8 protein-coding genes are annotated in these 13,005 nt (G+C 57.9%); 4 read left to right on the top strand and 4 right to left on the bottom strand.

What is annotated here, in order from left to right; translation table 11 throughout:
• Positions 1–6: 6 nt before the first annotated feature.
• From glnS to nagE, 3 genes are all read right to left on the bottom strand, one after another.
• The gene (glnS, locus tag G5137_RS09950) at positions 7–1,668 is read right to left on the bottom strand and encodes a glutamine--tRNA ligase (protein ID WP_236357299.1); all 1,662 of its coding nucleotides are present in this window, start codon (positions 1,666–1,668) and stop codon (positions 7–9) included.
• A 355-nt stretch (positions 1,669–2,023) separates the two neighbouring features.
• Positions 2,024–4,687, bottom strand: a complete 2,664-nt coding sequence (locus G5137_RS09945; protein WP_005334304.1) for a beta-N-acetylhexosaminidase — start codon at positions 4,685–4,687, stop codon at positions 2,024–2,026.
• A 121-nt stretch (positions 4,688–4,808) separates the two neighbouring features.
• On the bottom strand, positions 4,809–6,287 hold the full coding sequence (gene nagE / locus G5137_RS09940; protein WP_088869457.1) for an N-acetylglucosamine-specific PTS transporter subunit IIBC: 1,479 nt from the start codon (positions 6,285–6,287) through the stop codon (positions 4,809–4,811).
• 273 nt (positions 6,288–6,560) lie between these two features.
• Between nagE and nagB the strand changes: the two genes are divergently transcribed.
• From nagB to nagC, 3 genes are read left to right on the top strand one after another with little or no spacing between them, the layout of a single operon-like run.
• Positions 6,561–7,361 (top strand): glucosamine-6-phosphate deaminase, encoded by an 801-nt coding sequence (gene nagB / locus G5137_RS09935; protein WP_005334308.1) that lies wholly within the window; start codon positions 6,561–6,563, stop codon positions 7,359–7,361.
• 9 nt (positions 7,362–7,370) lie between these two features.
• Complete coding sequence (nagA, locus tag G5137_RS09930; protein WP_021231107.1) at positions 7,371–8,516, top strand: N-acetylglucosamine-6-phosphate deacetylase; 1,146 nt, start codon at positions 7,371–7,373, stop codon at positions 8,514–8,516.
• Between the two features lie 4 nt (positions 8,517–8,520).
• Positions 8,521–9,735, top strand: a complete 1,215-nt coding sequence (gene nagC / locus G5137_RS09925; RefSeq protein ID WP_421255318.1) for a DNA-binding transcriptional regulator NagC — start codon at positions 8,521–8,523, stop codon at positions 9,733–9,735.
• A gap of 71 nt (positions 9,736–9,806) precedes the next feature.
• Here the strand turns inward: nagC and G5137_RS09920 are convergent, their stop codons facing one another.
• Entirely contained in the window at positions 9,807–11,423 is a 1,617-nt protein-coding gene (locus G5137_RS09920) for a phosphoethanolamine transferase (RefSeq protein ID WP_421230653.1), read from the bottom strand.
• Positions 11,424–11,650: 227 nt separating this feature from the next.
• Here G5137_RS09920 and G5137_RS09915 point away from each other — a divergent pair, with 227 nt between their 5' ends.
• The gene (locus G5137_RS09915; protein ID WP_216954168.1) at positions 11,651–12,886 is read left to right on the top strand and encodes an HD-GYP domain-containing protein; all 1,236 of its coding nucleotides are present in this window, start codon (positions 11,651–11,653) and stop codon (positions 12,884–12,886) included.
• Positions 12,887–13,005 lie beyond the last annotated feature (119 nt).

The raw sequence follows: 13,005 nt of genomic DNA, 5'->3' as shown, positions 1-13,005 counted from the left end.
ATCGGCTTAGCCTTCGACTTTGCCCCAGGAGTCACGCAGGGCAACGGTGCGGTTGAACACCAGATGCTCCGGGCTGGAGAGCTTGTTGTCGGCGCAGAAGTAACCTTCACGCTCGAACTGGTAAGCCTGCTCCGGCTTGGCGTTCTTCAGGGATGCCTCGACACGGGCCCCCTCGATGATCACCAGGGATTCCGGGTTCAGCGCAGCTTCAAAGTCATCCTCGGCGCCCGGGTTCGGCACCTTGAACAGACGGTCGTAAAGACGCACTTCCGCTGGCAGGGAGTGAGTGGCGCTGACCCAGTGGATCACCCCTTTCACCTTGCGGCCATCGGCCGGATCCTTGCCCAGAGTCTCGGGGTCGTAGGAGCAGTAGATGCAGGTGACCTTGCCATCGGCATCTTTCTCGATGCGCTCGGCCTTGATCACATAGGCATTGCGCAGACGCACTTCCTTGCCCAGCACCAGACGCTTGAACTGCTTGTTCGCCTCTTCTTTGAAGTCCGCTTCATCGATGAAGATCTCGCGTGTGAAGTTCAGCTCGCGGGTACCCATCTCAGCATTGCTCGGGTGGGCCGGGGCAGTCAGCACTTCGTCGGCAACCAGATTCTCGATGACCACTTTCACCGGATGCAGCACGGCCATGGCGCGCGGCGCATGCTCGTTGAGGTCTTCACGGATGCAGGCTTCCAGCATGCTCATCTCGACGATATTGTCCTGCTTGGTGACGCCAATGCGCTTGCAGAACTCGCGGATGGAGGCCGGGGTGTAACCACGACGACGCAGACCGGAGACGGTCAGCATGCGCGGGTCATCCCAACCATCGACGTGCTTCTCGGTCACCAGCAGGTTCAGCTTGCGCTTGGACATGACGGTGTATTCGAGGTTCAGACGAGAGAACTCGTACTGACGCGGGTGGCAGTCGATGGTGATGTTGTCCAGCACCCAGTCGTACAGACGACGGTTGTCCTGGAACTCCAGGGTACAGATGGAGTGGGTGATCCCTTCCAGCGCGTCCGAGATGCAGTGAGTGAAGTCATACATCGGGTAGATGCACCACTTGTCACCGGTCTGGTGGTGGTGGGCAAACTTGATACGGTAGATAACCGGATCACGCATCACCATGAAGGGAGATGCCATGTCGATCTTGGCGCGCAGGCAGGCGGTGCCTTCGGCGAACTCGCCGTTCTTCATCTTGGCAAACAGCGCCAGGTTCTCTTCCACGCTGCGATCGCGGAACGGGCTGTTCTTGCCGGCTTCAGTCAGGGTGCCACGGTACTCGCGCATCTGCTCGGGCGTCAGCTCGTCCACATAGGCCAAACCCTTTTCAATCAGCTCGATGGCGTAGCCGTGCAGCTTGTCGAAATAGTCGGAGGAGTAGCAGATCTCGCCGTTCCACTGGAAGCCGAGCCACTGTACGTCCTGCTTGATGGACTCTACGTACTCGATATCTTCCTTCACCGGGTTGGTGTCATCGAAACGCAGGTTGCACTGGCCCTGATAGTCGCGGGCGATGCCGAAGTTCAGGCAGATGGACTTGGCGTGGCCGATATGGAGATAACCGTTCGGCTCGGGCGGAAAACGGGTATGCACGCTGCTGTGCTTACCGCTGGCCAGATCTTCATCAATGATCTGACGAATAAAGTTAGTTGGGCTGTTCGCCTGACTCATGGCTCACCTCAAAAAAGCGTCACTGGCGGAAGTTGTGCCGGCTGGCACCCTCATCCCCCCGCCGTCAAGCCGGGTATGATCCCTTATTACGGGCGCTGTCTCAACCTGAATTTGGCACTTCCGGGCCATTTCCCGACCATTGCGCCACTAAAAACGGCTTGGCTTGGCACATTGCGCACCAAATGCATAAAAAAGCCCCGCACAAGGCGGGGCTGAAAGTGATGAAAAACACAAAACAGACAATTACACACAACAAAGGCTCACACGCACAGTCAACCTTTCCCAAACCCGATGCGCCATCGCCCTTGGGAAAGGCGGGTCTTTCGACCCACCTCATGTTAACGGTTGACTGCTATCAGTTCAGTTCGGTGACGCGGCTGGTGCGCTTGCCATCGAAGCTGGTGGTACGCAGGTAGACCTTGCCATTCACGCTCGGCTTGGCCGCTGCGTCATAGGCACTCCAGTTGGTACCGTCCAGGCTGTACTGGATGGGCAGGCCCGGCAGGTCCACGTTCGCTTCCAGCACACCGTTCACTACCTTGGCGCCCGGTACGGAGAGGCGGTATTCAACACCGGCCTGATCCAGTTTCGGCAGCACGCGCTGACCCAGTACGTTGGCAAACTGGTTCCACTCTTTGTTGAGGGTGGCCTTGTTGACGAACTTGGTCTCGCCGGAGAACTCGCGACCCTTCACATAGTTCAGCTCGAAGCCACCTTTGTGCCAGGCACGCTCGGCCACGGAGAAGATACGCGGGTAGACCATGTACTCGTACTGAGCATCGGTACGCACGGTTTCACTCCACTGCTGACCGGAGATCCCCTTGAACTTGACCGGATCCTGGTCACCCTTGGCCACGAAGGCGTTGCCGTCGCGGTCAACCGAGGTCTCGGCGTTCTGCGGCAGGTTTTCCGGGGCAAAGGCGAACACCTTGCGGGTGTCGTTGAAACGGGTTGCCCAGTAGTAGCCACGCTCAGCCGGGTGTACCTCGTTCGGGAAGTCGAAGTAGAGGTAATCCGGGTTGGACAGCACCACTTGGTAACCCTTGTGCGCCCACTTCATCGCTTCGTTGAAGCCACCCCAGTAGAGGGTTTCCCAGAAGTTGACACGGGTGTTGTCGGTGGCGAAGTCCTTGGCACCGCTGGCGTACTTCAGACCATCTTCCCACGCCTGCAGGGTAGAGAAGCCGCGGTCTTTGACCATCTGGCCCACTTCCTTGGCAAAGTAAACCGGCAGCTCGCCAACTTCCTTGATCTTGCCTTCGTCGATCATCTTCTGGCACATCGGGGACTTGCCAAACGGCTTGTCCTGCTTGCTGGAGTCGACGTTGCCTTTCCAGGCGACCAGCTCTTCTTTCTTGGTGACGGCCGGATCCTGATAGCCACCGCCCTGCATGATGTTCTTCGCCTCATCACCACCGTAGTGCCATGCGGTCAGCGGCTGACCGGCGGCCTGGTGCATCTGGGCAACTTCATCCATTACCTTGGCCACGAAGGTGGCAGCACCCGGCTGGCAAGGGTTGATGAAGGACATCTTGTCGTAGAACTGGACGGAGGTGACGTTGGAGGTGTCAGCCGGATCAGTCAGACGGAACTGGTTGGCTTCCGCTTCTTTGCCTTCCGCCATCAGACGCTTGTAGCGCGCTTCCATGGAGACCACGGCAGCACGGGCGTGGGCCGGCATGTTGATCTCGGGGATCACGGTCACACCGCGGGCCTTGGCATAACGCACCAGATCCACGTAGTCAGACTTGCTGTAGAAACCGGAACCCTGGTTGTCGCTGGTCGGGCCGGAACCCAGTTGCGGCATCAGGCACTTGGTTTCGGACTCGTCGTGGCAACGCTGGCTACCGACCTGGGTCAGCTCCGGCAGACCCGGGATCTCCAGACGCCAGCCTTCATCGTTGGTCAGGCCAAGGTGCAGCACGTTGAGCTTCATGGCAGACATCTGGTCAACCAGCTTCTTCATGGTATCCAGACTGCGGAAGTGGCGGGCCACGTCGGTCTGCATGCCACGGTATTCAAAGCGCGGCGCATCCTCGACGGTCATCGGGCTCACCAGCTTGTCATCAACACCCAGCAGGGAGATCAGGGATTGTGCCCCCCAGAAGGCGCCATCGATGTCGCGACCCTGGATCACTGTGCCCTTCTGACCGATGGTCATGTCATAGCCTTCAGCCTGCTTGAGCTTGCTGCCGAGCTTGATGGTCACCGGGTAGCCGGTGTCGGAGAGGGTAACACCCAGCTTGGTCAGTTGAGCCTTCAGAGCCTCGGCGCGATCGCTCGGCAAGTCCAGGGCATTGAGTTTGATGGTGGAGAAGTCAACCTGCGGGCCAGCTTTGACTACCTGCTTCATCGGGGTCGGCAGGATCTGGTTGTCAATCTTGCCAGCAGGCAGCAGGGTGCTGGTCTGGTTGGCCGCGAAACGGGTCTCGCTGTTCATCAGGATGTTCTTGTCATCCTTGGTACGCTTCCAGCCATCAGCCGGCATCGGCTTCTCGTAGGTGCTGGCATCATTGATGTTGCTCATGCTGGCCAGTACTTTCGGCTCGGCACCTTCGCTGGCGACATACCAGTTCGGCATGATGTCAGATTCGAACAGTACCCAGTATTCCACCACCAGCGGCACTTCGACCGTGGCATCCTTGGCAAAGCCCTGGAACTTCTCGGTTGGCGTCAAACGATAGAGATCGCCGGTCAGGTGAGTGATGGTGAACTGGTCGTTATCCACACGCTGGATACGACGGATGGAGGAGACGTAGATGCTCCAGTCTTTGGAGGTGACGTCCGCACCGGTATTGGTCAGGTGCAGCTTGGCAACGCCACAGCTCGCCCACTCGGAACCCAGCGCCTGGCAATCGAGGCCGGCACCTGCACCGTCGTTGGTGACCACTTCATACTTGACCACCAGGTTGTTGGCGAGGGAGTCGACCACAGCCTGCTTGGCGGCATCGGCTGCCTGGACCTGGCTGACAAAAACGGTAGACATGGCAATGGCTAACAGAGAATGTTTCAAGTTCATAACTGCTGCTCTCATTTGAAGTAAAGGTTGGATTTTCTTGGCTTTTTTATATAGGGCCCCTGAGCGGGGCCCTTAGTTATGTCAACAATGGACTTAGACTTGAGGTGAGCGAGTCGCTCGATTAACGCAGGGCTTTCATCTCACCGGCGATGATTTCGGCCAATGGGCCCAGAATCACCTGCAGGTTCTGCTCACCGAGTTTGACCACACCGGCCGCACCCAGGGCTTTCAGCTTGCGCTCATCGACGATGCTGCGGTCTTTCAGAGTCAGACGCAGACGGGTGATGCAGGCATCGATGGAGACCAGGTTCTCTTGACCACCCAGCACTTCCAGGTATTGCTTGGCCAGCTCGGTACGGTTGGTAGATTGAGCGGCAGCCGGAGCAGTCTCTTCGTCATCTTCACGACCCGGGGTTTTCAGGTTCAGCTTGGCAATCACTACGCGGAACACTGTGTAGTAGAGGCCGAAGAAGACCAGACCCTGAGGGATCAGCATGTACCAGTTGGTCGCCAGCGGGTTACGGCTGGAGAGCACCATATCCACCAGACCGGCACTGAAGCCGAAACCGGCCATCCACTGCATGGAGGCAGCGATGAACACGGAGATACCAGTCAGTACGGCGTGAATGACATACAGTACCGGCGCCACGAACATGAAGGAGAACTCGAGCGGCTCGGTTACACCGGTGAAGAAGGAGGCAAAGGCAGCTGCGATCATGATGGAGGCAACTTTCTCTTTGTTCTCTTTCTTGGCGGAGTGGTAGATGGCCAGAGCGGCACCCGGCAGACCGAACATCATGATGGGGAAGAAGCCAGCCTGGTACATACCGACCACGCCTTTCACCTGCTCCAGGCTCTTGCCAGCGGCCAGAGCGGCATCGATGGTAGCCTGACCACCCAGGAAGTTCGGGATGTCGTTGATACCGGCCACGTTGAACCAGAACACGGAGTTCAGGGCGTGGTGCAGACCGATCGGGATCAGCAGACGGTTGAAGAAGGCGTAGATACCGGCACCGGTTGAGCCCAGGCTCACGATGGACTCACCGAAGGAGACCAGACCACCGTAGATTGCCGGCCATACGGCCATCAGGATGAAAGATACGACGATCATCACCACGGAGGTTACGATCGGTACCAGACGACGACCGGAGAAGAAGGAGAGTGCCTTGTGCAGTTCGACGCTGCTGAAGCGGTTGTACAGCTCAGCGGCGATAACACCACACAGGATACCCACGAACTGGTTGCTGATCTTGGCAAACGCGGCAGGAACCTGCTCCACCGGGATGCTCTTGATCTGGGCCACAGCGCCCGGGCTCAGCAGGGTGGTAACGACCAGGAAGCCGACCAGACCTGCCAGAGCAGCAGAACCGTCTTTATCCTTGGACATACCGTAAGCAACACCGACTGCGAACAGTACGGACATGTTATCGATAATGGCTGCGCCCGCTTTAATCAGGAAGGCAGCCAGCGCACTGTCACCACCCCAACCATTCGGGTCAATCCAGTAGCCAACCCCCATCAGGATCGCTGCGGCAGGCAATACCGCTACCGGCACCATCAGGGCACGGCCGATCTTTTGCAAATAACCGAGAATGTTCACGGTTCCTCTCCTTAGTTAATGTTTTTCTAGAAATTAAGTGCTTATCACGTTTGACGCATAAGCCAACAAGGCTTGATTGGCAGTCTAGGGCTTTTATTTCGCTGCGCAAATTAATAAACCGATAATCGTGATCGTTATCACCCAAACAAGATAAAGGTGGTGGATAGATGTGGCTTAGTTCGCAATCTTTATTTACGCTATAAAACAACTTGAATCCGTCTTAGCCAATTGCCACCGCCAAACCGGTCGCAACCCGACACAGAGGTATCCCATATGCGCCTGATCCCGTTGAAATCTGCCAGCCAAGTAGGCCTGTGGTCTGCTCGTTACATCGTTGACCGCATCAACGCGTTCAAGCCGACCAGCGATCGCCCTTTCGTACTGGGCCTGCCCACCGGTGGCACCCCGCTCAACACCTACAAGCGCCTGATCGAGTTGCACAAAGCCGGTGAAGTGAGCTTCCAGAACGTGGTCACCTTCAACATGGACGAGTACGTCGGCCTGCCGGAAGATCACCCGGAGAGCTACCACAGCTTCATGCACAACAACTTCTTCAGCCACATCGACATTCGTCCCGAGAACATCAACATCCTCAACGGCAATGCCGAGGATCTGGTGGCCGAGTGCAAGCGCTACGAAGACAAGATCAAGTCCTACGGCAAGATCCACCTGTTCATGGGTGGCGTGGGCAACGACGGCCACATCGCGTTCAACGAGCCGGCCTCTTCCCTCTCCTCCCGCACCCGGGTCAAGACCCTGACCGAAGACACCCGTATCGCCAACTCCCGCTTCTTCGGTGGCGACATGGAGCAGGTGCCCAAACTGGCCCTGACCGTGGGTGTCGGCACCCTGATGGATGCGGAAGAGATCATGATCCTGGTCACCGGTCACGGCAAGGCACTGGCCCTGCAGGCCGCCGTGGAAGGCAGCGTCAACCACATGTGGACCATCTCCACCCTGCAACTGCATCCGAAGGGAATGATGGTGTGCGACGAGCCCTCCACCATGGAGCTCAAGGTCAAGACCGTTCGTTACTTCCAGCAGCTGGAAGCCGCCAACATCGGCCGTCTGTAAGGAGTCGTCATGTACGCATTGACCAACTGCACCCTCTACACCGGCAGCTGCGTGCTGACCGGCTACGGGGTGCTTATCGAGGGCGACAAAATTGTCGCCATCTCTCACCTGGCTGAACTGCCTGCGGGCATCGAGCAGATTGATCTCAAAGGCGCCAACCTGACCGCCGGTTTTATCGATGTGCAGCTCAACGGCTGTGGCGGTGTGATGTTCAACACCGACATCACGGTCGAGACCCTGGCAACCATGCAGGCGGCCAACCTCAAATCCGGTACCACCAGCTTCCTGCCGACCCTGATCACCAGTCCGGATGCGGATATGAAGCAGGCCGTTGCGGTTACCCGCGACTACATGGCGGCACACCCCAACGAGGTGCTGGGCGTCCATCTGGAAGGGCCTTATACCAACCTCAAGCGCAAGGGGATCCACCCTGCCGCGCAAATTCGCCAGCCAGCGGACGAGATGATCGACTTCTTCTGCGCCAACGCGGATGCCATCACCAAGATCACCCTGGCACCGGAGCGCAACGAGCCGGCCCATATCCGCCGTCTGGTGGAAGCGGGCATTCTGGTCTCGGCCGGTCACACTGCCGCCAGTTATGACCAGGCTATGGCTGGTTTTGACAACGGCATTCGTTTTGCCACCCACCTCTACAACGCCATGACTCCGACCCTCAATGGTCGCGAGCCGGGCGTCGTGGGCGCCATCTACGATCGCAAAGATGTCTACGCGGGCATCATCGTCGATGGCCACCATGTGCACTGGGCCAACGTGCGTCTGGCTCACAAGGCGCTGGGGGAGCGACTGGTGCTGGTCACCGATGCCACCGCAGCAGCGGGTGCACCGGAAGGCTTTGAGAAATTTGATTTTTGTGGCACCACCGTCTTTTTACGCGATGGTCAGTGTGTCGACGAGAATGGTACACTCGGCGGTTCCTCCCTCACCATGATTGAGGGGGTGGAAAATCTGGTCAAGCAGGTCGGATTACCGCTCGATGAAGCACTGAGAATGGCCAGCCTCTACCCCGCTCGCGCCATTGGATGGGACTCACGTCTCGGTAGTATCCAGGTCGGTAAAGTAGCCAACCTCACTGTCTTCGATCAGGACTTCACGGTCCGTGGGACCGTGGTTAACGGACACTACACACAACAGTGACATCATGACTGGCGGACAAATAGCAAACGTAGATCTTATCAAGCAGGTCAACAGTGCAGCCGTGTATCGGCTCATCGACCTGCAAGGCCCCATCTCCCGGGTCAAGATTGCCGAGTTGAGTCAGCTGGCCCCGGCCAGCGTGACCAAAATAACCCGGCAACTGATCGAGCATGGCCTGATCAAGGAGACCTCTCCGCAAGCCTCAACCGGCGGGCGGCGTGCCATCTCCCTGACCACCATCAAACATCGCTTTCAGTTTGTCTCTGCCAAGCTGGGCCGCGGCTATCTGCAACTGAGTCTCTATGACCTCGATGGCAAGGAGCTCGACCAGCACGTCATTCAGGTGACCGAGATCGACCAGCAACCCGTGGTCGACATGCTGCTGCGGGAGATTGGCGCCTTTATCGATGCCAACCGCGAACGTTGTCGCAACCTCATCAGCATCGCGCTGACCATGCCGGGTCTGGTCAACCCGGAATCCGGCATGGTCATCTACACCCCCAAGTACCAGATCCGCAATCTGGGGCTGGCGAAGCTGCTTGAGAACCACTTCAACCTCCCCTGCTACGTGGGCAACGACACCCGCTCTCTGGCACTGGCCGAACACTTCTTCGGCGAGTCCCGCGACTGCATGGACTCCATTCTGGTGAGTGTCCATCAGGGGACGGGCTCCGGGATCATCACCAAGGGTCAGGTGTTCCTCGGTCAGAACCGCAACGTCGGCGAGATCGGCCATATTCAGGTCGAGCCGCTCGGCAAGCGCTGCCACTGTGGCAACTTCGGCTGCCTCGAAACCATCGCCTCCAACGAAGCGATCATCGACAAGGTGAAGGAGCTTATCAGCCGCGGTCACCAGAGCGTGCTGCAAGAGAAGCACATCACCATTCAGGAGGTGTGCAAGGCGGCGCTGGCGGGCGATGAACTGGCCCGCAGCGTCATCGAGAACGTGGGTGAGCATCTGGGACGGGCGGTGGCGATTACGGTCAACCTGTTCAACCCGCAGAAGGTGCTGATCGCCGGAGAAATCACCGCCGCCGAAGAGCTCCTCTTCCCGGCCATTCGTCGCTGTGTCGAGCATCAATCCCTGCCGAGCTTCCACCGTGGCCTGCCCATCGTGAAGGCCCGCTTCCAGAACCAGCCGACCTATGGCGGCTTTGCGCTGGTCAAGCGCGCCCTGCTGGAGGGAGATCTGCTGCAGATCATCATGGAGCAGAAGTAAGACACTGATCTTGCGAGATAACAAAACGGCAGCCAGTGGCTGCCGTTTTCTATTGTGTGCTTGCTAGCGGTTTAGCCCGCCCGACATGGCTTGAACAGATCCAGCTTGTTGTCGTAAACACTCGTCTGCACATCCATGATCCCAAGCATGGAGTGAAAGAGGTTGTCATGGGAGAAGCGCTGGCTGCTCGCCTCCGCCGCCAGGCAACCCATATCAAGCTGGCGATCGGCCTGTAACTGGGGCGAGAACCAGGTCAGCAGCGGCACCCGGGTCTGATCATCCGGCGCAAACTTGTAGGGCGTGCCGTGCAGATAGAGCCCCATAGCCCCAAGGGATTCGCCGTGATCGGAGAGATAGACCAGTCCCACATCATACTGGCTCTCCAGCGACTTGAGCTTGTCTATCAGCAGTCCCACCACCTTGTCGGTGTAGCGGATGGTGTTGTCATAGGTGTTGACCAGCTCTTCGTTGCTGCAGTTTTCAATGTCGCTACGCGGGCAGTCCGGCATAAAGACGCGCTCGCTGGCAGGGTAACGACGAAAATAGGTCGGGCCATGGCTGCCCATCAGGTGAAAAGCCACCAGCTTGTTGCCCTTCATGCCGGCAATCTGCTGATCCAGCCCCTCCAGCAGCACCTCGTCATAGCAAGACTCCCCCTGACAGAGCGCAGGATAGGATTTGGGGAGGATCTCGATGGTCGGCACATTGCGGCACACCCCTTTACAGCCGCCATCGTTCTCTTTCCACAACACCGAGACCCCGGCATGTTGCAGCACATCGAGCAGGCCGTCACGGGAGCTGGCAAGCTGGTCATCGTAACCGCGGCGAGTGAGGTTGGAGAACATGCAGGGCACCGAGACGGCGGTGGCTGTACCGCAGGAGCGCACATTCCTGAACGACACCACCCCCTGCTCTTTTGCTGTAAAGCTGTTGGTCGCCTTGCCATACCCGTTAAGGGAGTAGTTCTGGCTGCGCGCCGTCTCCCCCACCACCAGGAACATCAAAGTCGGCTTGCTTCCCCGCGCCACCACCCTGGCATCTGTCCCCAGATGCTGGTAGGGGATCGGCGTGGCAAACAGCACATCCCGCCCATATTTGTAGAGGCCGTGCACATAGTTGGCGGGCACAATCTCTTTGGCCAGCGACTTGTTGTTGCGCCCGACCGAGGCGTAATCCTGATAGTAAAGTGACGCGACGCCCCCGATAAACAGCAGAGAGATAGCCAGTGCACCAGCCCGCCACGCCAACCCCTGATACCAGCGAGCCGGATAGCGGATCCGCAGTGACCAGAGCACCAGAACAGGCAGCAGCCCGGTCAGCAGAAACCAGAGCGCAACCGAGCCATTCAAATAGGCACCCGCCTCACCACTGTTGGTCTCCACTATGTTCTGGATCATGCCGGCATCAAAGATGACACCGTATTTGAGCATGGCGTAGCTGACGATGGAGCCAGTCAGAATGAGCACGGTAAAAAAGGGCTTGAGCACAAACCGGAACGTGAAGGGAATAAACACGGCATTGAGCGCAGCGATCAGCACCAGCGGGATCGAGATGGCAAATCCGGCTTTGACATGGGTCAGGGCGCTGAGCACCGTATAGAAATGCAAAAAGATTGGCCAGTTCAGTACCAGCGCGAAAAAGAGCACCAGCAACAGATTGGTCTGCAGTACACCGAGAGTTACACGCATAAACAACTCCTACATACCGGCCTGCAGCGCAGCGGGCCGGCCAAGCCAACAAAAACGACGGGGCCAGCGTAGGAAGTAAAACTTAAGAGCAAATTAAGAACCCTCTGATGCTAGTGCGCTTTATCACAGCGCGGGGGGATCCCACTCCCCTTAATGGTTTTTTAGTTGTCTATCCATCGGATTTTGCTAGCTTGTTGAGTAGGCATTCCAGAAATGCAGGTTAACCGATGGCACTGATCCAAGCCTCCATAGAACAGTTGCGGGTAGGCCACTATATCCATCTCCCCACCGGATGGACCAACCACCCGTTTATGTTCAATGCCTTCAAAATCAAAGATCAGCAGCAGCTGGATATCATCCGCCACCTTGATCTGAGCCTGATGATGGTGGATCCGGACAAGAGCGATCTGCCTATCGAGCCACTGTTGCGTGGCGATATCCCCGATGCCGGGCCCGATCTCGAAGAGCTGGAGTCCCTGATTGATGCCGGCCCGCCCCCTTTTGACGAAAAAGCCTTTCGCCGCTCCATGCGCGCCGCCGACAAGGCCTTTGGCCAGTCCATGAGCGAGCTGCGCGATGCGCTCGGGGCACTCAACCTCAAACCGGATGAAGGGCTGGCCAATACCGCCCAGATCGTCCGCAATGCCGCCTTCACCCTCAGTCAGCACGAGGGCCCCCTCGGGCTCCACCTGATCCGCAGTCCCCACACCGATGTCCTGCTGCAGCACAGTCTCAACGTGGCTTTCATTGCCATGTTGATGGCGCGCGAACTGGGGATGAATCCCATCGAGCTGGAAGAGACCGGGCTTGCGGGACTTATCCACGATATAGGTGAACTGAAAATTCCCAGCCAGATCACCCAAAAGCGTGGTGAGCTAAACAAGGCCGAGCAGAACTTCCTCAAGATGCATCCCCAGTACGGATTTGACATGCTGAACCAACTCAATGCCTTTGAGCCCAAAATTCGTCAGGTAGCCCATCTGCACCACGAACGGCTCGACGGTAGCGGTTATCCGCTGGGGATCAAGGGGGGGGAGATCCCGCCGCTGGCGCGGCTGATCGGACTGGTCGACTTCTACGACGAGCTGCTTCATCCCCGCAACAGCGGCACGCCGGCGGCACCGAGTCAGGCCATCAGCCAGCTCTACAAGTTATCCCAGAAGAAGTTCGACCAGAATCTGGTCAAGTTGCTGGTCAAGGTGCTGGGGGTCTACCCGCCGGGATCCCTGGTGAAACTCTCCGACGAGAGCATTGCGCTGGTACTCTCTACCGAACCCACCATGCCCCTCAAGCCGAAGATCCTGCCCTATATCAAGGCCCAGCGGCCGGAAGCGGTCGCCATGATCGATCTGCGGGAAGATGAACGCACCATCAGTGCCTTTATCAAACAGGAGGAGCTGGATGAGGGACAGCGGCAGTTCTTCAATCTGACCCGCCGCTTCTGTTACTACTTTGCATTCTGAGTTATCCCCAGAAGCTGGGGATAACTCATTGGACAAACCGGAATAATTGCACGAATCCCCACCAACAGGTTGCCATCTGATCATGTATAAAAAACGCCCAGCCAGGGGGCCGGGCGGAG

The sequence above is a fragment of the Aeromonas sp. 600282 genome, from assembly GCF_049175755.1.
GTDB lineage: Bacteria > Pseudomonadota > Gammaproteobacteria > Enterobacterales > Aeromonadaceae > Aeromonas > Aeromonas veronii_A.
This window is presented reverse-complemented; position numbering and strand designations above follow the sequence as displayed.